23 protein-coding genes and 1 pseudogene are annotated in these 24,640 nt (G+C 47.2%); 1 reads left to right on the forward strand and 23 read right to left on the reverse strand.

Annotated features, from left to right (window positions below):
* Positions 1-119: 119 nt before the first annotated feature.
* The 7 genes from der to ndk form a co-directional block, all read right to left on the reverse strand.
* On the reverse strand, positions 120-1,484 hold the full coding sequence (der, locus tag ICN21_RS03130) for a ribosome biogenesis GTPase Der (RefSeq protein WP_216176631.1): 1,365 nt from the start codon (positions 1,482-1,484) through the stop codon (positions 120-122).
* Positions 1,481-2,647: an outer membrane protein assembly factor BamB gene (gene bamB, locus ICN21_RS03135; protein ID WP_255534181.1), complete on the reverse strand. Its 1,167-nt coding sequence runs from the start codon at positions 2,645-2,647 to the stop codon at positions 1,481-1,483. Before bamB ends, der begins: the two co-directional genes overlap by 4 nt.
* A complete protein-coding gene (locus ICN21_RS03140) occupies positions 2,647-3,306 on the reverse strand; it encodes a tetratricopeptide repeat protein (protein WP_216176633.1) in 660 nt (219 codons plus the stop codon). The genes bamB and ICN21_RS03140 overlap by 1 nt, the downstream gene beginning before the upstream one ends.
* 72 nt (positions 3,307-3,378) lie before the next feature.
* Positions 3,379-4,719, reverse strand: a complete 1,341-nt coding sequence (hisS, locus tag ICN21_RS03145; protein ID WP_216176635.1) for a histidine--tRNA ligase — start codon at positions 4,717-4,719, stop codon at positions 3,379-3,381.
* 29 nt (positions 4,720-4,748) lie between these two features.
* The gene (ispG, locus tag ICN21_RS03150) at positions 4,749-6,026 is read right to left on the reverse strand and encodes a flavodoxin-dependent (E)-4-hydroxy-3-methylbut-2-enyl-diphosphate synthase (protein WP_216176637.1); all 1,278 of its coding nucleotides are present in this window, start codon (positions 6,024-6,026) and stop codon (positions 4,749-4,751) included.
* A gap of 13 nt (positions 6,027-6,039) precedes the next feature.
* On the reverse strand, positions 6,040-7,215 hold the full coding sequence (gene rlmN, locus ICN21_RS03155; protein WP_370624040.1) for a 23S rRNA (adenine(2503)-C(2))-methyltransferase RlmN: 1,176 nt from the start codon (positions 7,213-7,215) through the stop codon (positions 6,040-6,042).
* Positions 7,216-7,290: 75 nt separating this feature from the next.
* Positions 7,291-7,716: a nucleoside-diphosphate kinase gene (gene ndk, locus ICN21_RS03160; protein ID WP_215294943.1), complete on the reverse strand. Its 426-nt coding sequence runs from the start codon at positions 7,714-7,716 to the stop codon at positions 7,291-7,293.
* A 283-nt stretch (positions 7,717-7,999) separates the two neighbouring features.
* Here ndk and ICN21_RS03165 point away from each other — a divergent pair, with 283 nt between their 5' ends.
* Positions 8,000-8,701, forward strand: coding sequence for a Bax inhibitor-1 family protein (locus tag ICN21_RS03165; protein WP_215294945.1), 702 nt, complete (start codon positions 8,000-8,002; stop codon positions 8,699-8,701).
* Positions 8,702-9,022: 321 nt separating this feature from the next.
* On the opposite strand, the gene rlmD is transcribed toward ICN21_RS03165, so the two are convergent.
* From rlmD to ICN21_RS03245, 16 genes and pseudogenes are all read right to left on the reverse strand, one after another.
* The gene (gene rlmD / locus ICN21_RS03170) at positions 9,023-10,459 is read right to left on the reverse strand and encodes a 23S rRNA (uracil(1939)-C(5))-methyltransferase RlmD (RefSeq protein ID WP_216176640.1); all 1,437 of its coding nucleotides are present in this window, start codon (positions 10,457-10,459) and stop codon (positions 9,023-9,025) included.
* Complete coding sequence (locus ICN21_RS03175; RefSeq protein WP_216176642.1) at positions 10,452-11,273, reverse strand: 3'-5' exonuclease; 822 nt, start codon at positions 11,271-11,273, stop codon at positions 10,452-10,454. The genes rlmD and ICN21_RS03175 overlap by 8 nt, the downstream gene beginning before the upstream one ends.
* Positions 11,274-11,298: 25 nt before the next feature.
* The gene (locus ICN21_RS03180; protein ID WP_216176644.1) at positions 11,299-12,084 is read right to left on the reverse strand and encodes a peptidoglycan DD-metalloendopeptidase family protein; all 786 of its coding nucleotides are present in this window, start codon (positions 12,082-12,084) and stop codon (positions 11,299-11,301) included.
* Positions 12,081-12,704: pseudogene (locus tag ICN21_RS03185) on the reverse strand (protein-L-isoaspartate(D-aspartate) O-methyltransferase); the annotation flags it as partial. The gene ICN21_RS03180 and the pseudogene ICN21_RS03185, both read right to left, overlap by 4 nt.
* Positions 12,705-12,733: 29 nt before the next feature.
* Positions 12,734-13,522 carry a 5'/3'-nucleotidase SurE gene (surE, locus tag ICN21_RS03190; RefSeq protein ID WP_216176648.1) on the reverse strand — a complete coding sequence of 263 codons (789 nt, stop codon included), beginning with the start codon at positions 13,520-13,522 and terminating at the stop codon, positions 12,734-12,736.
* A 41-nt stretch (positions 13,523-13,563) separates the two neighbouring features.
* A complete protein-coding gene (locus ICN21_RS03195; protein WP_216176650.1) occupies positions 13,564-16,641 on the reverse strand; it encodes a CusA/CzcA family heavy metal efflux RND transporter in 3,078 nt (1,025 codons plus the stop codon).
* Positions 16,642-17,913 (reverse strand): efflux RND transporter periplasmic adaptor subunit, encoded by a 1,272-nt coding sequence (locus tag ICN21_RS03200; RefSeq protein ID WP_215294960.1) that lies wholly within the window; start codon positions 17,911-17,913, stop codon positions 16,642-16,644.
* Positions 17,914-17,922: 9 nt separating this feature from the next.
* Positions 17,923-19,491 (reverse strand): TolC family protein, encoded by a 1,569-nt coding sequence (locus ICN21_RS03205; protein ID WP_216176652.1) that lies wholly within the window; start codon positions 19,489-19,491, stop codon positions 17,923-17,925.
* 186 nt (positions 19,492-19,677) lie between these two features.
* The gene (locus tag ICN21_RS03210; RefSeq protein WP_216176654.1) at positions 19,678-21,093 is read right to left on the reverse strand and encodes a carbohydrate porin; all 1,416 of its coding nucleotides are present in this window, start codon (positions 21,091-21,093) and stop codon (positions 19,678-19,680) included.
* Between the two features lie 186 nt (positions 21,094-21,279).
* Positions 21,280-22,263 carry a DUF6282 family protein gene (locus ICN21_RS03215; protein WP_216176656.1) on the reverse strand — a complete coding sequence of 328 codons (984 nt, stop codon included), beginning with the start codon at positions 22,261-22,263 and terminating at the stop codon, positions 21,280-21,282.
* A gap of 117 nt (positions 22,264-22,380) precedes the next feature.
* Positions 22,381-22,665 (reverse strand): type II toxin-antitoxin system YafQ family toxin, encoded by a 285-nt coding sequence (locus tag ICN21_RS03220; RefSeq protein ID WP_216176658.1) that lies wholly within the window; start codon positions 22,663-22,665, stop codon positions 22,381-22,383.
* The gene (locus tag ICN21_RS03225) at positions 22,652-22,918 is read right to left on the reverse strand and encodes a type II toxin-antitoxin system RelB/DinJ family antitoxin (RefSeq protein ID WP_216176660.1); all 267 of its coding nucleotides are present in this window, start codon (positions 22,916-22,918) and stop codon (positions 22,652-22,654) included. The genes ICN21_RS03220 and ICN21_RS03225 overlap by 14 nt, the downstream gene beginning before the upstream one ends.
* A 161-nt stretch (positions 22,919-23,079) precedes the next feature.
* Entirely contained in the window at positions 23,080-23,352 is a 273-nt protein-coding gene (locus ICN21_RS03230; protein ID WP_215294966.1) for a type II toxin-antitoxin system RelE/ParE family toxin, read from the reverse strand.
* Positions 23,349-23,567, reverse strand: a complete 219-nt coding sequence (locus ICN21_RS03235; protein ID WP_215294968.1) for a ParD-like family protein — start codon at positions 23,565-23,567, stop codon at positions 23,349-23,351. Before ICN21_RS03235 ends, ICN21_RS03230 begins: the two co-directional genes overlap by 4 nt.
* 90 nt (positions 23,568-23,657) lie before the next feature.
* Positions 23,658-24,272 carry a recombination mediator RecR gene (recR, locus tag ICN21_RS03240; RefSeq protein WP_216176662.1) on the reverse strand — a complete coding sequence of 205 codons (615 nt, stop codon included), beginning with the start codon at positions 24,270-24,272 and terminating at the stop codon, positions 23,658-23,660.
* 36 nt (positions 24,273-24,308) lie between these two features.
* Positions 24,309-24,632, reverse strand: a complete 324-nt coding sequence (locus ICN21_RS03245; protein ID WP_216176663.1) for a YbaB/EbfC family nucleoid-associated protein — start codon at positions 24,630-24,632, stop codon at positions 24,309-24,311.
* Positions 24,633-24,640 lie beyond the last annotated feature (8 nt).

The following is a 24,640-nucleotide window of genomic DNA, read 5'->3' on the forward strand; positions in this document are numbered from 1 at the left end:
TTGCTGATTATTTTTTTACTGAATACCTCTAAAACTGTTATTACCTAACTATCTATATTGGGCTTAATTACATAAAAATCAAGGCTTGATTACTTCCAAAATGAAAAGCTTATCCCAAACTAGCGCTTTTTGCCCTTTTTACCTTTATCTGCATCGACGTAGGGGTTTTTGGCGGTATTCATCTGAATCCGTAAAGGCGTACCGCGCAGTTTAAAGACATCCCTAAAGCGACCTTCTAGATAGCGTTTATAGCTATCGGTCACGCCACTCAATGATGTTCCATGGATCACAACGATCGGAGGATTCATGCCCCCTTGGTGTGCATAACGCAATTTAGGGCGACCCATACCAACCCGTTTTGGCTGCTGGTGTTCCACTGCCTCTTGCAGAATACGGGTCAAACGTGGGGTTGGCAATTTCGCCATGGCCGCTGCATAAGCAGCATCCACATCTTTAAAGAGCTCTTTTAAGCCAGTCCCTTTTTTCGCAGAAATCGGATGGACGTTAGCAAAGTCTAGAAAGCGCAACTTTTGCGCAATCTCTAAACGGGCACGTTCTTTGACGTATGAATCGATGCCATCCCACTTGTTAACGGCAACTACCAGTGCACGCCCTGCTTCCACAATAAATCCTGCGATATGTGCGTCTTGCTCAGAAATATCTTGCTGAGCATCGAGCATCAGAATTACTACATTGCAATCAGCAATTGCTTGTAAGGTTTTAACCACAGAGAACTTCTCAATCGCTTCAAAGACTTTTCCACGGCGACGCAAGCCTGCTGTATCCACCAAGATATACGGCTTGCCATTCCGCTCAAACGGAACTTCAATCGCATCACGGGTGGTTCCTGGCATATCGAATGCAATGACGCGCTCCTCACCAATCAATTTATTGATCAAGGTCGACTTACCCACATTAGGACGACCTACTACTGCAATCTTCATCGGACGATTTGGATCGCTCGCTAATTCTGCTTCGTCTGGCTCAGCGATACCTAATGAATCAAGTGCATCGTCAATCAGGCCACGAACACCATCACCATGCGCAGAAGAGATCGGGAACGGCTCACCCAAACCAAGCTCATGAAAATCTGCAGTGACAACCCCTGCTTGCATACCTTCGGTTTTATTGACCGCCAGAATGATGGGCCTACCAGTCTTACGTAAGAAGTCGGCAATCACGCGGTCTTGTGGCGCCATACCAAGGCGACCATCTACCAAGAAAATCACAATGTCAGATTCAGCGACCGCTTGTTTCGTTTGCTTGGCCATCTCGGCAACAATGCCGGTCTTTGCAACCGGCTCAAAACCACCGGTATCCACGCAAATAAATGCACGCTCGCCAATACGGCCTTTGCCATAGTGACGATCTCTCGTTAAACCAGAAAAGTCTGCAACTAAGGCATCACGTGAACGCGTTAAGCGATTAAAAAGTGTCGACTTCCCAACGTTGGGGCGACCGACAATAGTGATGACTGGATTCATTTTGGACTGTACGCTGCAATTTTTCCACCCTGAGATTGAATCAAGATGAGGCCACCCACGGCAATAGGGGCGGCTGAGATTGGACTACTATCGTGACGAATACGTGCAACCATCTCGCCATTCGCCTGAGAAAATGCATGCACATAACCTTGCGCGTCACCCATGAGTAATACTCTACCCACTGCTAAAGGCTCACCGACATCACGGAATGTCAGCTGCGTGTTTTCCCAAGCCTGAGTACCGTCCTTAGTGACAAAAGCAGTGACATACGATTTTTCATTGGCAGAGAAGACTAATTCAGTACCTTGAGCAGTACCGGTGTAGCTCGAGTAATCCTTAAACCACAAGAGATTGCCAGTGCGGGCTTGACCACAACCAATGCGGCCTTGGTAGGAGACAGCGCAAATAATATCGCCTTGCATGCTCGGCTTGGCAGTCACATCATTCAAACGCTCGATCTCAGAGAAGCCTTTTGGAAAGGACACTGGGGTTTCCCAAACTAAACCGCCGTTAGCCATTGCAATCATGCCAAAGCGTCCACCAGCAAAACCAGTCACGATCACTTCATTATTGATTGGCAACATGCCATAGCCAACACGCAAGGACAATGCTGATTGTTGGCGTTGATAGATCCACTTGCGCACGCCAGTTTGGGTATCCAAACCAATAAAGCGGTTGTCCAGCGCACGAATGACTACCACGCCACCGGCAACTACCGGCTCACTCAATACTTCGCTACCGACATTGACATTCCATAAAGGCTTAGCGCTATCGTCATAGGCATACACATTACCCTTAATGCTCACAGCAACGGTAACGCGGCCATCTGAACCAGGGCCAATTGCCAAACGTTCAGGAACCGATACTTCCCAGACTTTGTTGCCGGTTGCTAAATCAATTTTGGCTAGGTTGCCACGATGTGAGGCTGCATAGACTGCATCACCCGCCACGACCGGATGAAAGTTAAAGGTTTCTGATGAGCCAACGCTCGTAGACCAAACCGGCTGCAAATCGAATTGGTTGGTAACTGACACCAGTTCTGCAGGCTTGCGCACACGAGAACTACCTGAGCATGCAACCAAAGCGGTGGCAACCACCCCAATCAGCAGGGCGCTGCTAATGAGTTTTACTGCACGCTTCACTGAAACCTTCATTGCGACCATCACTGAGCAACTCCTCCAACAGCATCTAACTTCACCTTCAGGAGGCGACGCGCCTCTTCAGGAAATTCTTTTGCTTGATCTAATGCTTTCCAAGCATCTTGATAACAGGCTTTTGCTTCCGCATTTTTCTTCTGCGCCAAATACCAATCACCCCGTCGCTCAAGCCATAAGGCTTCAAAACCAGCTACCGGCTTATCTTTGAGTATTTGATCGGCTTCAGCAAAATCCTTTTCACTACCTTGCTCAATCAATTGCGATACCAAACGCAACTTAGCTAAAGCGAGATAGCCATCATTAGAAGCATTCTTAGCAGCCCAGCGTAAATAATCTAGTGCTTTAGCATTGTCACCAGCATTCGCTGCGATGCGCGCCGCAATTAAACTCGACATCGGTGCATAGGGAGTGCCAGCATAGTCTTTTTGCAAATCATCCGCAGCACGCAAGGTTTGATCTTTATCACCCTTAGCAATCGCGCCCACCATGGTCTCGTATAACTTCGAAGCTTCGAGAGCCTGACTATTACGCCACCACTGATATCCGCTATAGGCGGCATAAGCAAATAAAGCCGCAGTCACCACACCCGTTATCAGGTTGCGATACTTTTGCCAAAATGCTTTGAGTTGGTCTAACTGTTCTTGTTCTTCTAGATCTAAAGGCATATCAATCCGAGCTGATTTCGTGGTTAATTTCGTTCTTCATTTCTTAATGAATGTAATGACTACCAAGCCATTCTATTCGGAGGCACCTACCAGAGCGTCAATTACTGCTTCCAGTAGACCTTCTAGGGGAATAGACTGCTGTTCACCTGTGCCCCGTAAGTCTTTGAGTTGCGCCTCATTTTTGGCTAATTCATCAGGGCCGATAATGACAGCAAAGGCAGCACCACTGGCGTCAGCCTTCTTCATTTGAGACTTAAAGCTGGCAGACTGACCATCTGGAGGACAGAAAAGGATAGTGTCAATACCAGCGCTCCTTAAACGCTCGGCAATGATCATGGCGGTAGTTAAAGTCTCGCCACCTTGATGTAAAACAAAGACATCGCATTGGGCTTGGGCTTCAGGCAAGGAGCCAGACACCTTCATCAATTCCAGAACACGCTCCATACCCATAGCCCATCCACAAGCTGGCGCTGCTTTACCACCCATGCGCTCGATCAAAGGATCATAACGACCACCACCCGCAATCGTACCCTGCGCGCCTAACTCATCGGTAATCCACTCAAATACGGTGAGGTTGTAGTAATCCAAGCCACGTACTAGACGCGGATTAATCTTGCAAGGGATATTGTTCGCCTTAATTAAGGCTTGCACTGCATTGAAATGCGCCAGCGATGCCGCACCCAAGAAATCCAATAACTTGGGGGCACCTTCAATCAAGGCTTGCATCTCTGGATTTTTAGAATCCAAAATACGTAAAGGATTGGTGAGTAAGCGACGCTGTGAATCTTCATCTAACTGAGATTGATTTTTCTCAAAGTAAGCCACTAAGGCGGCACGATGCTCAGTACGCTCATTGGCTTGACCTAAAGAGTTCATCTCTAGGCGAACACCTTTCAGGCCTAACTCATCCCACAGACGTTGACCCATGAGAATGATTTCAGCATCGATATCGGGACCAGCAAAGCCGAGCGCCTCAATCCCAAACTGGTGGAACTGACGATAGCGACCACGCTGTGGACGCTCATGACGGAACATCGGGCCGGTATACCAAAGACGCTTAGGTCCTTCGTAGAGCAAATTATTTTCAATCACTGAGCGCACAAGTGCCGCAGTACCTTCAGGACGCAAAGTGAGTTGCTCACCATTGAGACGATCCTCAAAGGAATACATTTCTTTTTCAACGATGTCGGTCACTTCACCAATACCTCGCTGAAATACCGCAGTCGCCTCCACAATCGGCGTTCTCAAAAACTCATAACCATAGGCGCGCGTTAAATCACGCAAGACGTGCTCAAGATGAGCCCATGGCGCAGCATCAGCTGGCAGCAAATCATTCATGCCACGCACGCCATTCATCTTCTGAACTTTGGTTTGCGCTGCTTGGGCTTTTGCGTCTTTACTTTGGTCAGTCATTCTTCTTATTCTTCTACTTATTAGCTTTATTAATTCTTGGTAGCGTAGTTTTGTTTGACATAGTCGTCGACGATGACCTGAAAATCTTGGGCAATATTTTCACCACGCAAGGTCTTGACTTTAACGCCATCCACAAACACCGGAGCTGCTGGCGTTTCGCCTGTTCCCGGTAAGGAGATCCCAATATTGGCATGTTTGCTCTCTCCTGGGCCATTCACGATGCAACCCATCACTGCCACATTCATATTCTCCACGCCAGGGTGAGATTTCTTCCAAATTGGCATCTGTTGGCGCAAATAGGATTGAATATCGGCGGCCAACTCTTGGAAAGTCGTACTCGTGGTTCTACCGCAACCAGGACAAGCAATCACCATGGGTGTGAAATTACGCAAGCCCATGGTTTGCAAAATCTCTTGTGCAACGATCACTTCGTTTTCACGAGGAGCACCAGGATCAGGTGTTAATGAAACCCGAATCGTATCGCCAATACCCTCTTGCAACAAAATACCCATTGCTGCGGTTGAGGACACAATGCCTTTACTGCCCATGCCCGCTTCAGTTAACCCTAAGTGCAATGGGTAATCAGAGCGACGCGCAAGATCACGATATACCGCCACCAAGTCTTGCACATTACTCACTTTGCATGACAACAAAATTTGATTGGGGTTCATGCCAAGCTCAACGGCTTTTTCTGCAGACTGCAAAGCAGATTGAATCAAGGCTTCAATCATCACCTCTTGCGCTGTCTTCGGGCTGGCTAAGGCCGCATTGCTATCCATGATGGAAGCCAATAGGTCTTGATCCAAGCTCCCCCAGTTCACACCAATCCGAATGGGCTTATCGTATTTACACGCTGCTTCAATCATTTGCGCAAACTGTGGGTCACGCTTTGCGCCCTTACCCACATTGCCTGGATTAATGCGGTACTTCGAAAGCGCTTTAGCGCACTCTGGGTAATCATTTAATAAGGTATGGCCGTTGTAATGAAAGTCACCAATCAATGGCACCAAGACATCCATCTTGTCCAACTGCTCTCGAATATAGGGAACTGCTGCTGCAGCCTCCGGCGTGTTCACCGTGATACGCACCATCTCCGAACCAGCACGTGCTAACTCTTTTACCTGAATCGCTGTACCCACTGCATCAGCCGTATCCGTATTGGTCATCGATTGCACGCGCACTGGCGCATCACCGCCGACAGTAATGATGCTGGTTTTCCAAGCAACGCTTGCTTGACGGGTTGCCCTTTTAGGCGCTGGACCTAAAGGTAAATTCGGTAGTGGTGACAAAGAACTATCAGAACTCATGAGGATCCAATCTTTAATTTAACTTTTTAAGCCATTCTATTGGCTGCGTATTGGAGTACGCAGCGGGCTCTTCATCAGACTCTACTTCAGTAAGTTCAATCTCAGTCTTATGTACAGCCCGTTCGCGCACTCTTGTGCGGTCGACTACATCACCGGCTAGCTGTCCACAGGCGGCAGCAATGTCATCACCCCGAGTCTTGCGGACTGTTGCCACCATACCCGCATCTAACAGAATGCTAGCAAAGGCATTCACGCGCTGAGCCGAGGAGCGCTTGAGACCAGACTCTGGAAATGGATTGAAAGGAATCAGATTAATTTTGCACTTGATGTTTTTGAGTAAACGCACCAATTCTTTTGCCTGGATGTCAGAATCGTTTACACCATCGAGCATGCAGTATTCAAAGGTCAGGAAATCCCTGGGCGCAAATGGTAAGTAACGCTCACAAGCATCAAGCAACTCGCGTAAGGGATATTTTTGGTTAAGTGGCACCAATTGATCACGTAAGGCATCGTTCGGCGCATGCAATGACACTGCTAATGCCACTGGACAATCTTGTGCCAAACGATCAATCATGGGCACAACGCCTGAGGTCGACACGGTAACGCGACGACGCGATAAGCCATATGCTCTGTCATCGAGCATTAAACGCAGTGCAGAGACTACATTGTCATAGTTCAGCAATGGCTCGCCCATACCCATCATCACTACATTAGATATCACACGACCCGTGTGTTCCCAGCCCGGGGTTGGATATTTTTCAATTCTGCGCACAGCCTCTGGATCATTGCGCAAAAGATGCTCAGCAAACCAAAGTTGGCCAATGATTTCACCAGAAGTCAGATTGCGAGAAAAGCCTTGACGCCCAGTGGAGCAAAAACGGCAGTTGACTGCACAGCCTGCCTGAGAAGAGATGCACAGCGTGCCGCGATCATCTTCAGGAATAAAAACAGACTCGACCGCATTACCCGCACCCACATCTAACAGCCACTTACGGGTGCCATCGTGCGCGTGCTCATCTTTAATCACGGGAAGCGAGAGGACTTCGGCTTTATCGAGCAATGTCGCTCTAAAGCTTTTTGCTAAATCACTCATGTCATTGATGTCGGATATACCGCGTTGGTGTATCCACTGCATGAGCTGCTTCGCCCGAAAGGGCTTTTCATTTAACCCCGCGACATACGCTGCCATTTGGTCAGCGTCAAAATCTAAGAGATTTACGCGCGGGGAGGTCAATGCGCCTACTTATGAATCAATAGGTGTTAATTAACGATTGAAAACATTCATGCCTGGGAAGAAGAATGCAACTTCCACAGCAGCTGTTTCAGGAGCGTCAGAACCATGAACAGCGTTGGCATCGATGCTGTCAGCAAAGTCAGCACGGATAGTGCCTTTGTCTGCTTTCTTTGGATCAGTGGCACCCATCAAATCACGATTCTTTGCAATCGCGCCTTCGCCTTGCAATACCTGAATCATGACTGGACCAGAAATCATGAAGCTCACCAAATCTTTGAAGAAAGGACGATCTTTGTGAACGCCGTAGAACTGCTCAGCTTCGGTTTGTGACAAATGCGCCATTCTGGAAGCAACGATCTTCAAACCAGCGGATTCGAAACGGTCATAGATTTTGCCGATGACGTTTTTAGCGACAGCATCAGGTTTGATAATAGAAAGGGTGCGTTCAATTGCCATTCAAGACTCCAGTAGTAATTTCAAAGGTATTTTGTTGGATAGGGCTGATTTAGGCTTAAATTCCACTTAAAAAGCTTCTCTACCTCAACGACCCCCGAATTATACATTGCCTGACCGTATTTACCCCTATATCTGTAGGGCTAAGCCCTTGAATTTACAAGACATAAGCCCTTAATTAGTAGGTCTTTTCCTGGGGGGCTTGAAATTGGGGCATTTTGTCTATACTTACAGTCAACAGCCCTTGATGGGCTCTTGTTACAACTATGAAAATGAAGGAGTCAATATGAGTGATCTGAACTCTTACGGCTTTGGCCAGACCGGCTCAATTAGCAACGTCCAGATACGCAACCGCGTGCTGCGCAATACCTATGCCCTGTTGGCCCTGTCCATGGTTCCAACTGTGATTGGTGCATGGCTAGGCGTAGCGATGGGTCTTAACCTGTTCTCTGACAGCCCTTTCTTAGGTTTTATCGTATTCATGGCAGTGGCTTTTGGATTCTTCTGGGCCATTGAAAAGAATAAAGAAACTGGCGTGGGTGTACTCCTACTGCTAGGCTTTACCTTCTTCATGGGCATCATGATGTCCCGCCTGATTGGTTTCACCCTCAATAGCTACAGCAACGGTGCGACCCTCATCATGTTGTCCTTTGGCGGTACAGCAGCTATCTTCGCCACCATGGCAACTATTGCTACTGTGAGCAAGAGTGATTTTGCTGGCATGGGTAAATGGTTAATGGTAGGTGTATTGCTCTTGATCGTGGCTTCACTCGCTAACATCTGGTTGCAATTGCCTGCTTTGATGTTGACTGTGATGGTGTTGGCTATCGCAATCTTCTCCGCCTTCATCCTCGTTGACGTACAGCGAGTAATTAACGGCGGTGAGACTAACTACATCATGGCTACCTTGGCTATTTACTTAGATGTGTACAACGTCTTTACCAACTTGCTAGCCCTCTTGGGTATTGTTGGTGGCGATCGCGACTAAAAACTTTAGTGTGATGTCCTCTTAAGGCGCCTGCGGGCGCCTTTTTTAATCACTGCTTTTCTACTGATTTGTCAGTAGAAATTAGTTAGCTACAAACATACTCACCGCAAAAGCGAGTGCAATCAAAATCAATAGGATTGCAAAACTATCTGAGGTTTTCATGATGCGCTCCAGGGATCTTCAGTCGTTAACAGCAATATTTCACTGCACGATTTCAATCTACGCTCCTGAAAGGCAACGCTTTCACTGCACTGCACCGCATCTATGCGCAATGCACTACATTGGCGCTGGAATAGCTAAAAAAGTCTCTAAATCAGGGATTTAGAGAACCTTTGAGCGCTCAAAGACAGCGATTGACTCGACATGCGAGGTGTGTGGAAACATATTGACGATACCCGCCCCTTTGAGGGTGTAGCCGGCATGATGACACAAGATGTCTGCATCTCTGGCTAAAGTTTTAGGGTTGCAAGAGACATACACAATACGCTCTGGCAGCAAATCACTTTTCTGCAGATGCAATTGGGCGAGCGCTTTACTCATTTCCATCGCACCTTCACGCGGCGGATCCATTAACCAGTGCTCTGCTTTGCCCCAGGATGCAATGGTTTCGGTGGTGAGTTCAAACAAATCACTTTGCATAAATCGGACCTTGCTTGCTAAGCCATTATGTTCGGCATTAGCCTTAGCGCGAGTCGTTAATGTTTCTAGACCTTCAATCCCCAAAACCTGTTTTGCTTTGCGCGCTAGCGGCAAGGTAAAGTTACCAATCCCGCAAAATAAGTCGAGCACACGATCGGTTTCTTTGACTTCCAACAAGCGAATCGCTCTACTCACTAAAGTGCGATTCATCATGTGATTAACCTGCGTAAAGTCCGTAGGTTTAAATGGCATCTCGATTTCAAATTCGGGTAGACGATAGCAAAGCTTGCCGGTCTCCGGGTAAAACGGCGCAACCGTCTCAATCCCTTTGGGTTGTAGCCAGATCCAAACCTGATGTTCATCTGCAAACGCTCGTAGGAGTTGCTCATCTGCTGTTGTTAAAGGCTGCAAGTTCCGAAAGACTAAAGCAGTAACGGGCTTGTTTTGCTTAGGGTCATCAGAATGGGGATCTGCTGGCTCGCCGACAGCAATTTCAATTTGTGGCATGCGATCAACAATCGATAAGCCCATGACCAATTTGCGCAGCTCAGGCAAGAGATCAGATACGTGCTGAGGCAAGATCTCACAAGCGAGCATGTCAGCAACATAGCTACTTTTCCCCTCATGAAATCCAATGAGTACAGTCCCTTTTTTAATTGAGCGATTGACTGCACTGAGTCGGGCACGATGGCGATATTCCCAAGTGGGGCCACCCATCGGGCGAAAAATTTCTTCGGGCCGTACTTTAGCGATGTGGCGCAAATCATCTTCGAGCACACGTTGCTTCATGGCGACTTGCGCACGAATATCTAAGTGCTGCATTGTGCAGCCCCCACAGACGCCAAAGGCTGCGCACTTGGGTTCTGCTCGAAAGACTGCAGGCTTGAGAATGTCGCGTACTTTAGCTTTACTAAAGCGGGCTTTATCGCTAGTGATGGTGTAGGTGACAAGCTCAGTAGGGAGTGCGCCTTGAATGAAGATGACTTTACCGCTCTGCCCTTGTTCTATTTCTGCTTCATTGGGTGCTAAACGGGCTATCCCTTGGGCGTCTAAATCAAGTGCTTCAACTCTTACTGGCTCAGTCACTTCAAGATTGACTGACTTCTCTCCTCTACGCATCCGGCGCGAAACCTTGGAGATATTCTTGCCACTGGCTACCGTTTGGCTCTCGAGCTTCTTTTTCTAGATAAGCTTTTACGAAATCAATTTCTTCTTGGTATTCCTCAAGAGAAAATCCACCGCGCAGTAATTGAAAGCGGCAATACATAAGATAGGTATTTACAACATCGGTCTCGCAATAGCGCCGAATGTCATCGATCTTACCTTCTTGATAAGCAGGCCACACTTGACTGCCATCCATACCCATCTTTCCTGGAAAGCCGCAGAGCTTTGCCAAGCCATCTAATGGCGCATTGGCTCTACCATTAAATTTAGCCAAAAGATCCATCATGTCAAGGTGACGCATGTGATAACGACTGATGTAGTTATTCCATTTAAAGTCACGGCTATCAGCCTCTTGACTCTCACCCATTTCCCAATAGCGTGGCGCCTGAATGTGATTTGCAAGCGCGCGATAGTGCAAGACGGGTAAATCAAAACCACTACCATTCCAAGAGACTAGTTGCGGGGTGTACTTCTCAATTAAGTCAAAGAAGGCTTGCACTAACACCTTCTCATCATCTTGGGGCGTGCCTAAGGTACCCACTTTAATTTGCGGTGTACCCTCTTTGGTCGTTCTCCGAATCACACAAGAGATCGCAACAATTTTTTGTAAAAACAGGGGCAGAAACTCACTACCAGTTTTAGCGGCGCGCTCAGCCATGGCTTTAGCAGCAACCTCGGCATCACTCATCGAATCTGAATAATCTTCCAGACGACGCAAACCTGCTACATCAGGAATGGTTTCAATATCAAAAACAAGAACGGTGGCCATAGCCTATTGCCTTATCGCCGCAGGCTTACTGCAAGTACGGCGTTGGATTGACTGGCTTGCCGTTAACGCGTAATTCAAAATGGAGCTTAGGAGAATTGGTATCGGTATCCCCCATCTCGGCAATCTTCTGACCCTTGCGCACGCTATCGCCTTCTTTTACCAAGAGTTTGCTGTTGTGTGCGTAAGCCGTGAGGTAAGTGTTGTCATGCTTCACAATGACTAAGTTGCCATAACCACGCAAACTGTTACCGGCATAAACGACTTTGCCATCAGAGGCTGCCAATATGGGCTCGCCCACTTTGCCAGCAATGTCGATCCCTTTATTGGTTTCGTTAAATTCGCTCGTCACTCTACCTTTGGCGGGTGAAGATAAACGAATGCCAGGCTCTGCCACCACTTCGGGTTTAGCAGGCTCTGCTGAAGCAGGGGCATCTACAGATTTTTTCTCAAGAGGTGCAGCGGGCTTAGCACTGGCTGGCGCTTTAACCAAAACCAGATCACCCACTTCAATCACATTGGGATTAAAACCTGGATTGGCAGCAGTATTCCACTGGGCTACATCCCGTGGAGCCTGACCGTGATCTAAAGCAATACGCGCTAAGGTGTCACCCTTTTTGACGCGATAGTAACCAGGAGGCGCTGGCTCATACGCAACAGACCCCCCAGAGCGATCAGTCACATTCGCAGGTTTAGTGCGAGGAGTAGAGCATCCTGCGATCAGTACTGCGGATGCCAACAGGATTGTGATCAGAAAGCTGCTAGATACATTAGTCATGGAATGAGAGATAGGATTGACGGGTCGCGATTTCATACTACCCCTGATTGTAAGGGGACAAAAAAGACCCCGTCCAGCACAGTTCTTTGATAGCGCTGGGAGCTCATTCTCTCCACCATCACCAGTTGTTGCTCTTTTTCATTTTTGGCAACTGGAGCTACCAAGCGTCCACCGATAGCTAATTGATCCAGCAAGGCATCAGGAATCCCTAAACCTGCCGCTGCCAGAATAATCCCGTCAAAGGGGGCGGCTTGTGGCAAACCCAAAATACCGTCGCCATAAATCAGGCGTAAATTATTAATCCGAAATGGGCGCAGTTTTGCCCTAGCCAGATCGTGCAGCGAACGAATGCGCTCAATGGAATAAACCTCATCGGCCAATAAACTCAGCACCGCTGCTTGATAACCACAACCCGTACCAATTTCCAGGACTTTGCCCAGGGGGTGTTTGGGTTTATGCAGCAACTCAATCATGCGCGCCACAACCGATGGCTTAGAAATTGTTTGCTCGTGCCCAATGGGTAATGCCGTATCTTCATAGGCTTGCGCGTGCAAACCCGCGTCCATAAATGCATGACGCGGAACAGTGGCAATCGCCTCTAATGTTTTGCCATGCTTTACACCGGCAGCATGTACTTTTGCTGCTAGTGCTTGCCGATAGGCGGCGAATCGCTCGGTGTGTGCCTTCAAGCGCGATCCCAACCATTCGCTCGCATCGCCGCTAAACGCGCGTGATGCGTTAAATCTAATTGCATAGGGGTAATCGAAATGCAACCATCAGTAATCGCATGAAAATCGGTCCCTTCGGAACCTTCTTTCACTTCGCCTGCCGCACCAATCCAATAAATCTTCTCACCGCGCGGGCTGTCTTGCACAACAACTGGCTGAGAGTGGTGACGATTGCCCAAACGGGTCACGCGCCAGCGATTGAGATCTGTATAAGGACGATTCGGAATATTGACATTGAGTAAAGTTGCAGTGCCATCGTTGTGTGAGAGTTTGGATGCCAACATCTGCACTACGACATCATGCGCTGCTTTAGCGGCATCTTCAATACGATTCCAGCCCCGATCAATTTGGGAGAAGGCAATGCCAGGCACACCAAACATCACTCCCTCAATTGCCGCAGCTACCGTACCGGAATACAGCACATCTTCACCCATGTTCTCGCCTTGATTAATCCCCGAGATCACTAGATCAGGTTTCTCATCCAAGAAACCAGTCATCGCCACGTGGACACAATCAGTCGGGGTGCCGTTAATAAAGAAGAAACCGTCACGTTCACCGCCAGCCACACGATGAATCGAGAGTGGTCTTGAAAGTGTGAGTGAATTCGAAGCACCGCTATGGTTTTGCTCTGGAGCAATCACGGTAATACGACCTAAAGGGCGCACCGCATTGACTAAAGCCAATAAACCAGGAGCCAAATAGCCATCGTCATTCGATACCAGAATATGAGGTTGACGATCACTCATAAATAATGGCTTCCCCGTTTATTCAATTTTCTCAATCACTTTTAAACGCTACTTGCTTGATTTAAAGCACGACCCCTAAACCAGCCATAAATCACTGGCAAGACTAAGAGTGTCAAGACGGTTGTCGTGACCATGCCACCGACAATCACCAAGGCTAATGGGCGTTGTGCTTCTGAACCAATCGAGTGAGACAAAGCAGCTGGCAAGAGGCCTAAACCGGACAACGCTGCAGTCATCAATACAGGGCGCACACGCAGTGATGCCCCTTCAACCATGACATCTTTCATTTCACCATGTTCGGTAGCAGCCGTTTTATTAATAAAGGAGATCAAAATCACGCCGTCTTGAATCGCAATACCAAAGAGCGATAAGAAACCGAAAAATGCCGAGATACTCAAAGTCTCCCCTGCTAGGTGCAACGCAATCACACCCCCAATGGCAGCAAATGGCACATTAATCATGACGATGAAGGCATCACGGAAATTACCAAAAGCACTCACTAAAAGTAAGAAGATGCCCATCAGTGCCAAGGGCACGATCACCATCAACTTCTTTTGCGCTTGCTTCATCTGATTGAACTGACCATCCCAACTAATCGAGTAGTTCGGTGGCAAGGTAATATTTTTCTCAACCAAGAATTGCGCATCTTCTACCGCACTACCTAAGTCACGATTACGAACGCTGAACTTAATCGCGATATAGCGCTTACCCGCCTCACGGTAAATAAAGAATGGGCCGTCGGTCAGCTGAATTGAAGCAACCAACGCGAGTGGAATTTTTGTTCCATCAGGAGAATCTACCAATAGCTGCCGAATATCGGCAACATCATTACGACTGCCCTCATTTAAGCGTATCGCAATACCAAAGGTTTTTTCATCTTCCAGCAAATTAGTGACCGCAGCGCCACCAACGGCATTTGCCACCACCGTCTGAATGTCATTCATATTGATACCATAGCGTGCTGCACGCTCACGATCAATTTGAATATTCAACGTTGGCTGACCTAACTCTTTGAGAATGCCTTCGTCTGCAACACCCCGGACTTTTTTGAGCTGATCAATCACTTCGTGAGCCTTTTGATCAAGCACTTCGAGATCAGTGCCGTAAATCTTGACGGAGTTCTCCCCCTTAACGCCTGATAGCGCCTCGTTCACGTTGTCTTGAATGTACTGCGAGAAGCTGTAGGTAACGCCTGGAATCTTATCAAGCTCAGCTTCTAAATGGGTAATCAAATCTTTCTTACTAGATCCAGCAGGCATCTTGTCTGGACTCTTCAGATAAAGACCGTACTCTTGGTTAAACACACCTGTAGAGTCAGTGCCATCATCGGGGCGACCAATCTGTGCGGCAACCTTATCAATCTCTGGTTGTGCCATAAAGGTTTCGCGTAATTGATTGGCGACCTTGACGGAGTAGTCTAAATCTACCGTGTTGGGCAAAGTCACACGCAACCAAATATTATTCTCTTCTAGGGTAGGTAAGAATGCCGTACCCAAACGGGTCATACTCAAGAGCGTTAAACCGAGCACAAAGACTGCAACTGAGAAAACAGTTAATGGACGATCCATCCATTTTCTGAGCAAAGGTTTGTAGCCTTCCAAAATCTTGGTGATAAATGATGGTGGTTTGTGATGCAGGTTCTCACCAAACACCAAGGAAATCATCGCTGGTAAGAACGTGAGACTCAAGACCATTGCAGCGATCAAGGCAAAGCCCATGGTAAATGCCATCGGCTTGAAGATGATGCCTTCAACACCACCCATAAAGAATAATGGGGAGTAAGCCACAATGATGATGCCCGTGGAATAAATCATGGCACGCTGTACTTCACTAGTGGCCATAATGATGCTTTGATTAAGGCGCTTACCACCCTCCTCTAAGTGACGCATGACGTTCTCCGTCAGAATCACTGCCGAGTCAACGATCACACCAAAGTCAATTGCCCCTAAAGAAATCAAGTTTGCCGGTACGCTCCACAAGTGCATCTGAATAAAGGAGACGCACAATGCCAAAGGAATCACGGCAGCCACCACCGCAGCAGCGCGAATGTTGCCTAAGAAGAAGAACAACACCGCTAACACTAACGAGATACCAAAGAACAAAGTGTGTTTTACGGTTCCGATAGTGATGTCGAGCAGGACTTGGCGGTCATAAAAAGGCTTTACCTCAATACCTGGCGGCAAGACATGCCGATTGATGTTGTCAACGGTATTACGCACGCGTGCTAAAACTTCAGTAGCATTTTCACCGCGACGTAAATAAATAATGCCTTCGACTGAATCTGGGTTGTCATTAAATTGGAACATCCCCAAACGCGGTGCATTACCAATCTCTACTCTGGCTACGTCTCCAATCCGAATCGGTACGCCATTGTTCGTGGTAATGATGACTTGTTTGATATCAGCAATATCTTTAAGTAGACCTACACCGCGGACCACAAACTGTTGTTCACCAGCAGGCAATAAGCCCCCACCCGTGTTGCTATTGGCATTGGTCAAGGCCAAGATCAACTGATTAATAGAGATGCCCTTCGCTTGCAAGCTTTCGGGACTCACAATCACTTGATATTGACGAACCTTGCCGCCAAAGGAAGACACGTCTGCAACACCTGGAGTCTGTTTCAGTTCTTTATAGATCTCATAGTTTTGCAAAGTCTTGAGCAAGGTAGAGCTAGCGTATTCAGAACGTACTTCATAACGCATGATCTCGCCCGTTGCGTCAGAGTCTGGGCTAACACTGGAAGTCACGCCCGGTGGAAAGCTGACGTTGGATAAATTGGAGATAAATACTTGACGCGCTTTAAATGGATCTGCAGTGTCATTGAACTTGAGCGTCACAACGGACAAGCCAAAGAGTGATACGGAACGAAATGCTTGCAGCCCAGGAATACCTGCCAAAGCATTCTCTACTGGAATCGTAACTTGCTGCTCTACTTCAGTTGTACTTCTTCCCGGCCATTGAGAAATCGCCTGAATTGTTAAGGGCGCAACGCCTGGGTATGGCTGAATCGGCAATTTGCTCAGACTGACCATGCCAAGCCCTAATAGCACGATCGAAGCAAAGATGACTAATACGCGCTTCTCGATAACCCCTCGAATGAAGGAGGTGAAAACGCTCACTTAGTCCTCCTGCTTTGCAAAACGATCATTCAATAACACAGCGCCTTCTGCCAGCAATTGCCAGCCTTGCTCCACCCCTTCGGTGATGGCAAAGCTCTTACTATTTAAGTCATAACCTTTCACTGGAACGCGTCGGAAGGTTTCAGGACCTACTTTAATAATGGCGTAGCGGTTCTCACGGACTCGCACAATCGCTGACTGCGGCACCACGACAGCATCAGCCATGCCAGTGGTCAGCAAGCCGGTTGCATACATATCGGGGCGCAACAGATCATCTGTGTTTTCTACATCAGCACGAATCAATAAAGCGCGGGTCTGTGGATCAATGCCTGGCGCAATGTAATTGGCATAAGCAACAAACTCTTTATCGGGATAGGCCTCAAGCCGCAGGATCATTTTTTGACCCTGCTTGATCAGACGAAAATCTTGCTCAAATACATTACCCAAAAACCAGAGGTGTTTTGGATCAGCCAAGGTCGTAATCACATCACCTGAACTCACAGCAGAACCAGGCTCTACATTGCGCTTCACAACAACCCCTTTTAAGGGTGAGCGCATGATCAAATTACTTGTAGTCTTGCCGCTGGTTTCAATATTCTTAATATCGCTATCACCTGCCCCGAGATTTCTCATGCGATTGGCAGCAGCCTGTTGAGTAATCCGCGCATCACCGAGCAAATCACTCATGGTTTTGCTGCCCTCTAATACTTTGGCAGTTTGAGAAGATAGTAAATATTCTTGTTGGGCCGAGAGGAAATCCGGGCTATAGAGCTCAACAATCGGCGAGCCCATGTCAACCAAAGCGCCATCAAAGGCGTAGATGCGCTCTACCCTACCAGGAGCACGAGCGGAAAGTACTTTAGACTTTTCGGCATTAAAGGCTAAACGTCCGGGCACCTTGATGTTCACAGGTACTTGCACTTTCTCTGCCGTCTGAAATAGATAAATCTCAGGATTGAGTTTGACGCCTGGCAATTTCAATTCCAGGGCGCCGGTCTTCTCTACTTTGAGCGCCTTATCAGAGGTTTCTATTTTGACAGTGCGATTGACGTAAGTAACACGCCCCACCACAATGCCGACTGAAAGAATCGCAAAAGCATAAGCCGCTAAACGCACACGGTGGCGATTTTCTGCAGACAAATTCCAATACATACCAGCCAAGCCGGCAGCCGCCGCTTTTGCATGGTGTGCACCCTGCTCGGCAGCTTGATGCAATATCGGTTTTGCCTTCTCGGACAACCGTTTCAGAAACGACAGAATTTTGTCTATCAAAACTACTCCTTAAAAAGGCTCTTTGCCCGCTGAAACCATCAATACTGCTTGCGCTTGCAATAAATTACTCTCTGCCTGCGCTAACGCAATCTCTAAGTTACGCAATTGGGTCTGCGCAGTCAACAAATCATTAAATCCTTGACCATTATTGGAATACTGGGTCAGGCCGACCTTATAGGCAGCATCCGCTTGGGGAACCTGACGCTCCTTTAAGAACTGGGTCTGGTTCTTGGCTTGCTCATAAGCGGCATAAGCCGTATTGACCGCCAAGACAATTTGCTGACGATTGGAGATATTGCCCGCTTCTGCTGCCGCTTGGTTGCGTTGCGCCTGCTCTACTCCGTACTTCTCTTTGGTAAAGAAATACAGCGGAATAATCAAATCTAATTCAAGCTGATAAAACAGCGCGCCATTGTTTGCAGTAAATGGGCCACGGGGGGTGTATGAAGAACCAATCACCTGAAAGTCTGGTAAATAGGCTTTCTTAGCCAGGTCTACACCCTTACGCGCAGCGTCGAGCTGTAAGGCTGAACTCTTTAATGCAGGGTGGCTGCTTTCTGCATAGTCTTCCAATTCAATGAGGGTTGGCACACCAGTGAGTGCACGGCGTACATCACCACGCAGAACTAACCTCTCGCGAGAGTGACGACCGACCAAGGTATTGATATTGTTCAGCGCCACTTGCAATTGACGCTCGACATTGAACTGATCCGCTTGCGCTGCACTTTGCGCTACTTGTGCATTGAGATACTCAACATAGGCAGCTGCGTTATTGGCATAACGTGCTTTGGCAACGTTCTTAATCATCTCCAAACGAACGACTGACTCTTTTAACACCTGCAATTGCTTTTGCGATGCCAAAGCGTTGTAGTACAGAGTCGATAGCTGAGCGCCTAACTGTAAGTAAGTTGATTCAGAGCTAGCTAAGAGCGCTTCTGCATTGGTATCGGCAATATCGGCAGCCAAACTTTTTTTGCCTGGGAACTGAAAGGGTTGCGCTACCGAAATCGAGTTATTACTACTAATGCCACCTGGGTACTGCTGTGATGGTGCGTTAGCGCCCCCCAAAGCAAATGGAGAGTTGACTGGCATACCAGACCAGACTAAACCAACCTGTGGATTGGCTGGTGCTGCAATCTGTGGCACGGTTGCCTTGGCAGACAAATATGATTCACGCAAAGAAGATAATTGCGGATTATTTATCTTGAGTTCATTCCAAAGCTGACGCAGATCCATTTCAGCAGGACCACTTGCAATCGGCTTGGTATAAATTTTGGGTGTATTGGCTTTCGTTACCGGGGCAAATAATTCAGCAGCTTTAGAACCCGGCGCACTATTTTTATCTTGCGCACTGAGTTGCGCACTAATGGCAGCAACATTTGGGGGTGTTGTTAATGCCGCATCACCAGACTGAACCGTCACGCTTGCAGGCGTATTATCAGTTGTAGTGGCAGACGCTTGCGCAAAAGCAGTTGTTGAAAAAGAAGCAAGGCTAATAGCAAAAGTAGTCATTGCAGATGGTGCAATGCTTTTGAGTAGATTTACTACGCTCGTTTTACGTGTGCCGTGGATGAACAAATGCGGCCGCCTCTAAATCAATAAAAATGCTGTTTTTCTAGCCCCTAATGCAGATTTAGATCTCATCTAAGCCCATTTCAGGGGGTTTAGACGATTATATGGGACAAAAGCGAAATGTCGAATAATCGGCAATCTCTAAACTATTGATTCTAAAGATAATAATCAATCTCTAGCTTGTACAAACCCTTAAAACTCGGCATGAATCCTGAAAGACACGATATTTACAGGGCCACGGGCAGAGTTATAGGCAGGATTTTGAATATGCTGAAAGTTCACACCGCCAAGAACATTTTTCACAAGCAGGGCGTTGTAGTACACCTCGCCGATACGCTCTGGGCGATAAGAAATAGTCTGCGATGCGCTCGCATAGTCACCAATAAAGTAAGACACGCCACCTGCTTGTAGATAGCCTCTTCTGTAACTCGATAGGCCGTTTTGCATCATCGAGATTCCGATACTATCGCTTGGACGACTCCAAGAAGTGCCATTCATACCCATTCCTACTGAGACGGAGTTATCGGCTTCAGTGAAAGACATCGTTTCTGTATGACCATCGGATGTGAATGCGCGGCCATAGATACCCAAGTCATGAGTCAGCGCTTGTTCCCCATGAATACCAACACCCGTTTTGTATTGGTAGTTATTGCGTACGTTGTTAATCGCTTGCGTACCCTGCGCATTATTGGCAATCACATAATTGCTTGCATCCTGAAAGCGCGCCAAGATCATTCTGTTGCGATAAGCCAAGACGCTCACCTTACCTGGCAGATCAGCAATATGGTGCTGACGCTCTACTTCCACCTGGTCACCGTAGGTGTTAAAGATTTGCCAATTGAGGTCACGACCATTGGGGTTTTTTGGTGCCAACATGCGTGAGGCGCGCAAGACCCAATTATTTAAATACCACTCGCCCGCCAAACCTGTACTGTAGCCACGGGCATCAGCAGTATAGTCATACGCCAGATAAGTCATATTGCCCCAGTTCATGAACTGGATGCGAGGATCTTTTGCATAACGACTATCGTCAAAAATATCTAAAGTAGAAAATTGACCGGCAGTAATCACTACTCGATTGCTGCTGACGGTTTGCGTAATTTGATTCGCATCATCCTCAAGCACCACCTTATCGCCCTCTTGGTTGATGGTGTGACGCAAGAATGCGCGTGCAGAATAAAACTTGGCTTGAGCACCGCCTGCTTTGGTAGCCTCGCCGTTTGTAAAACCACCAAGACCCGTCAGGCCAGAGAATGGCACACCAGAAACCACTTCTGGGTTGAAATAAAAATCGGTATCAGGTGCCAAGCGCGCACCAAAGAATAAAGTACCAGACCAGGTATAGCTCATTGACTTCAGAGCACTCATACTATTAAGACCTGAATAGCTGGAGGTGAAATTGTTATAACGCTGATTGATATAAGTGCTTTGACCGTGAATATTGACGGGCAGACCAAAAATCTCACCTTCAGTTGGTAACCAAGAAAGGTCGTTAGCAAAACTGGCAATTTGGTCAGCGCCTGACCCTGCCCTCTGCGCAAACGCAGAAGCTCCAAGAAAAGTGCACAAAATGCTCAACAGGAGAAGGAAATAAAACTTGCGGATCATTCGCGATGTCTTTGGGTGCCAGTGCATCAATACACTGGCTACATACCGATAGAGAAAACTAGACCTTCACACCGAAGATTAAAACCCCAGTGTGGCGTAGCCCAAATTATCCCCAAAAAGGAGTAATTTACCTAGTTTTTATGTCTCAGGCATGACAAAAGTGTCATGCCTGGCGGAGGATACGCCTCAGTCTTTGAGACCCAATAGTTTTGCTGGGTTCTTTTTCATCATCTTATCGATGTCTGTTTGTGACACACCTGCAGCTTTAACTGCTGCAATTTCATTCTCAACACCATCTGGTGGAGTCATCATGCCTTGCTGACCTAAGTCAGTTGAAAGTACTAAATGGTCTGCGCCAATTTCTTTGACCGCTTTAGCAACCACGGTGGCATCAACCTTTTCCCAATGCGTCATCCATTTGTACTGCGCTGTAGGACCGGTCATAAATTGCAGGTAGCAAATTTCAATATAGGCGCCCATGGAAGTGACTTGCTTAGCCTGCTCCCAAGATAGACCTGGGATATTGGTTAGGCCATGGGTAATTAAAATATTTTTCACGCCCAATTCTTTTGCGCGCTTGACTACTGCCACTACTTCTTCTGCAGAGATATGACCTGTCGCCAGAATCAAATCCTCACGAGCAATGATTTTTAATACTTCTTCAAGCTCTGGTGTGACTTGGCCATTAGGCGCAACCACGATGCCAGATTGGTTCTTATCAACTAAGGTCTTGACATGCTTATCAGAGTCAAAGGTAGGTAGCCATACCACTTTGCCGCGACCACCAGACATCCGGTGCATCCATTCAACGGCAGAAGGATTTACACCGCCAACGGATTTATTTAGAACAATACCGCCCCACACTTCAATGCCTGGGACTTGTTGCATCACTAAAGCAGCGCGATCATTGGTAGTGACCACATGGTTTTTAATCACAATACCGCGCATACCTTTGCGACGAGCAATAGTGGCTAACTCGTAATCGGTTAAGGATCTACCAAATACATCTGGATCAGGATGCACGTGCATATCAATCACACCTGCTGCAGGACTCACTTTTGGTGGTGGCGGCGGAAAGCCTACTTGTGCCTGAGTCATATTTGAGGTCAATATCAAACCAGCACTCATTAAGCCGGCTACTAAGACCTTGGTGGACTGAAATTTACGCATGAGTCATCTCCCTGATTAAACTACTTTTTTGTAATCAGTTGACTCTAATGCATCTATCGCAAAGGGTATTTAAGTAGTTCCCCTAGGCGATGCGGTCATGCAGTGTCTAGCAGCAACTCATCCAAATAAGTCACTGTGACTTCCCAAGCGAGCAAGTCTCAATGTTTGATGATCGGGCTTCTTATAAATCAGTAGGACATCGGGCTTAATATGACATTCACGATGACCTTGCCACTCACCAATCAAATAATGGTCCCGCGAATGAACTGGCAATATTTTGTCTAATCTCAAAAGGTCTATGGTTACCAATAGAAGTTGCTCAATATTATTTTTATGTTTTGGGTTTGCATAGATTCGTTTGAAGTCTCTTTTAAATACAGAAGATCTTTCAATCATCCGCATGTAAATCCGCCATCAGTGCTTTACTGGTTTTAAAACGTTTACCTTTTCCCGCCTCGAGCTCGGCTATTGCTTTTCTGGTCCTGGCATTGGGAACCTTTACAGCAAAGGGTAGTTGCTTTTCATCTGCTATTCGCAACATCAGCATTCGAATTGCATCAGAGATAGATAGGCCCATTGCCTCAAGCGCATCGGAAGCCCTGTTCTTTGTGGCCATATCAATCCTGGCCCGGACATAAGTATCGGCAATAGTCATTTGTCTCTCCTTGCAAAGGGAATATACGAAGTATCATTATGTAGTCTCATTGTGACTACATTTTAACACAAAATGAGCCATAAAAAAGGGGGCTCAGAGAGTGATAGAAGGACGATACAGCTGCGAACTTATTCGTACCGGAACAACGCTTGCTTTAATGCTTATCGCTTCAAATCACGATAGAAGTTTTCGTGAACCCCATACCCCATCAGCACAAGCTTAGATCCATCAAGACTGACGGAATAAGCTAACAACATCTGCTGCGTTAGATGTCTAAATTTAAATACCTGGATACCTGTTAAATCGCCTTTTTTCATCTCACCCTGAGATGGGTCAGCAACTATGCTCTTGACGGTATCATCAAGAGTCTTTTTCTCAGCAGGCGATATCTTCTTAATAGCCCTATCAAATCTAGGTGTCGTAAATACAATCATCCGAATTTATAGGGATTTAGATTGCCAACCTTCACCTCTTCGATGCTGACTAACATATCCTGCAACATATGAACTGGTAAGTCAGGATTCTCCTCTGCGACTTTACCTAAACGAGCCCAATACTCAATCTGCTTAGGAACGGAGCGATGCATTGCCTGTGCATAAGGCTTTGCATCCTCTACTAAAAGATCAGATAACTTGATAGCTATAGCCATAATTACCCCTCAATAAATATAGATGTAATTTAACACAAAAGGTTGCAATTTGCAACCTTTTGGCATTTGAGGAATTTAGGAAATAAAAGACTAACGACGATCCATGAGAGCCCTGGCCAAGGTACCTGCATCCACATACTCGAGCTCCCCACCCACCGGAATACCGCGTGCAATACGCGTGACTTTAATACCTTTAGCTTTGAGTACTTCACCAATGTAATGGGCTGTTGCTTCGCCCTCACTCGTAAAGTTCGTTGCTAGCACGACTTCCCGAATCGGCACACCAGTATCTGGGTTTTCTATACGAGTGAGTAAGCGATCAAAATGAATTTCATTAGGACCCATACCATCGAGTGGTGAGATGCGGCCCATGAGGACAAAGTAGTTACCCTTAAAACTCAAAGTCTGCTCTACCATCACTTGGTCAGCAGGCGTTTCTACAATACACAGCAGTGATGGGTCACGACGACCATCAGAGCAAGTGCTACAGATTTGCGTTTCTGAAAAAGTATTACAACGGGCACAGTGACCAACGGTCTCGACCGCTTCGCCTAATGATTGAGCAAGCACTGCTGCGCCATTGCGATCATGCTGTAATAAATAAAAGGCCATGCGCTGAGCCGATTTAGGACCCACTCCAGGCAATACCCGCAATGCCTCGATCAAGCGACCGAGTGCATCTTGAGGTGCTTCTATGCGCGCCATCTATTTAGGTAGTGAAGAAAAAACTAACAAGGTCAATTAGAACGGCAACTTAAAGCCCGGAGGCATTGGCATGCCAGCAGTAGCGCCTGACATCAGTTGCCCGCTAGCCGCTTCTACTTGCTTAAACGCATCTGTATAAGCAGTAAGGATTAAGTCTTCTAACATCTCACGGTCATCCATTGCGCCTGGATCAATCTGCACCCGTTTGATCTCGTACTTACCAGAGACGGTCACCTTGACTAAGCCACCAGCCGCTTGACCAGTGACTTCTAGCGCAGCCAATTGCTCTTGCGCTACTTTCATCTTCTCTTGCATCTGCTGAGCCTGTCTCATGAGACCAGCAAGTCCACCTTTCATCATCGCTTTAT

The sequence above is a fragment of the Polynucleobacter sp. AP-Feld-500C-C5 genome, from assembly GCF_018882265.1.
Lineage (GTDB): Bacteria > Pseudomonadota > Gammaproteobacteria > Burkholderiales > Burkholderiaceae > Polynucleobacter.

Coding starts and splice junctions, on each gene's coding strand:
- der (WP_216176631.1), bottom strand. CDS start 1,484: ATGAATCCAGTCATCACTATTGTCGGTCGCCCCAACGTTGGGAAGTCG.
- bamB (WP_255534181.1), bottom strand. CDS start 2,647: ATGGTCGCAATGAAGGTTTCAGTGAAGCGTGCAGTAAAACTCATTAGC.
- ICN21_RS03140 (WP_216176633.1), bottom strand. CDS start 3,306: ATGCCTTTAGATCTAGAAGAACAAGAACAGTTAGACCAACTCAAAGCA.
- hisS (WP_216176635.1), bottom strand. CDS start 4,719: ATGACTGACCAAAGTAAAGACGCAAAAGCCCAAGCAGCGCAAACCAAA.
- ispG (WP_216176637.1), bottom strand. CDS start 6,026: ATGAGTTCTGATAGTTCTTTGTCACCACTACCGAATTTACCTTTAGGT.
- rlmN (WP_370624040.1), bottom strand. CDS start 7,215: ATGGCAGCGTATGTCGCGGGGTTAAATGAAAAGCCCTTTCGGGCGAAG.
- ndk (WP_215294943.1), bottom strand. CDS start 7,716: ATGGCAATTGAACGCACCCTTTCTATTATCAAACCTGATGCTGTCGCT.
- ICN21_RS03165 (WP_215294945.1), top strand. CDS start 8,000: ATGAGTGATCTGAACTCTTACGGCTTTGGCCAGACCGGCTCAATTAGC.
- rlmD (WP_216176640.1), bottom strand. CDS start 10,459: ATGCGTAGAGGAGAGAAGTCAGTCAATCTTGAAGTGACTGAGCCAGTA.
- ICN21_RS03175 (WP_216176642.1), bottom strand. CDS start 11,273: ATGGCCACCGTTCTTGTTTTTGATATTGAAACCATTCCTGATGTAGCA.
- ICN21_RS03180 (WP_216176644.1), bottom strand. CDS start 12,084: ATGAAATCGCGACCCGTCAATCCTATCTCTCATTCCATGACTAATGTA.
- surE (WP_216176648.1), bottom strand. CDS start 13,522: ATGAGTGATCGTCAACCTCATATTCTGGTATCGAATGACGATGGCTAT.
- ICN21_RS03210 (WP_216176654.1), bottom strand. CDS start 21,093: ATGATCCGCAAGTTTTATTTCCTTCTCCTGTTGAGCATTTTGTGCACT.
- ICN21_RS03215 (WP_216176656.1), bottom strand. CDS start 22,263: ATGCGTAAATTTCAGTCCACCAAGGTCTTAGTAGCCGGCTTAATGAGT.
- ICN21_RS03220 (WP_216176658.1), bottom strand. CDS start 22,665: ATGCGGATGATTGAAAGATCTTCTGTATTTAAAAGAGACTTCAAACGA.
- ICN21_RS03225 (WP_216176660.1), bottom strand. CDS start 22,918: ATGACTATTGCCGATACTTATGTCCGGGCCAGGATTGATATGGCCACA.
- ICN21_RS03230 (WP_215294966.1), bottom strand. CDS start 23,352: ATGATTGTATTTACGACACCTAGATTTGATAGGGCTATTAAGAAGATA.
- ICN21_RS03235 (WP_215294968.1), bottom strand. CDS start 23,567: ATGGCTATAGCTATCAAGTTATCTGATCTTTTAGTAGAGGATGCAAAG.
- recR (WP_216176662.1), bottom strand. CDS start 24,272: ATGGCGCGCATAGAAGCACCTCAAGATGCACTCGGTCGCTTGATCGAG.
- ICN21_RS03245 (WP_216176663.1), bottom strand. CDS start 24,632: ATGATGAAAGGTGGACTTGCTGGTCTCATGAGACAGGCTCAGCAGATG.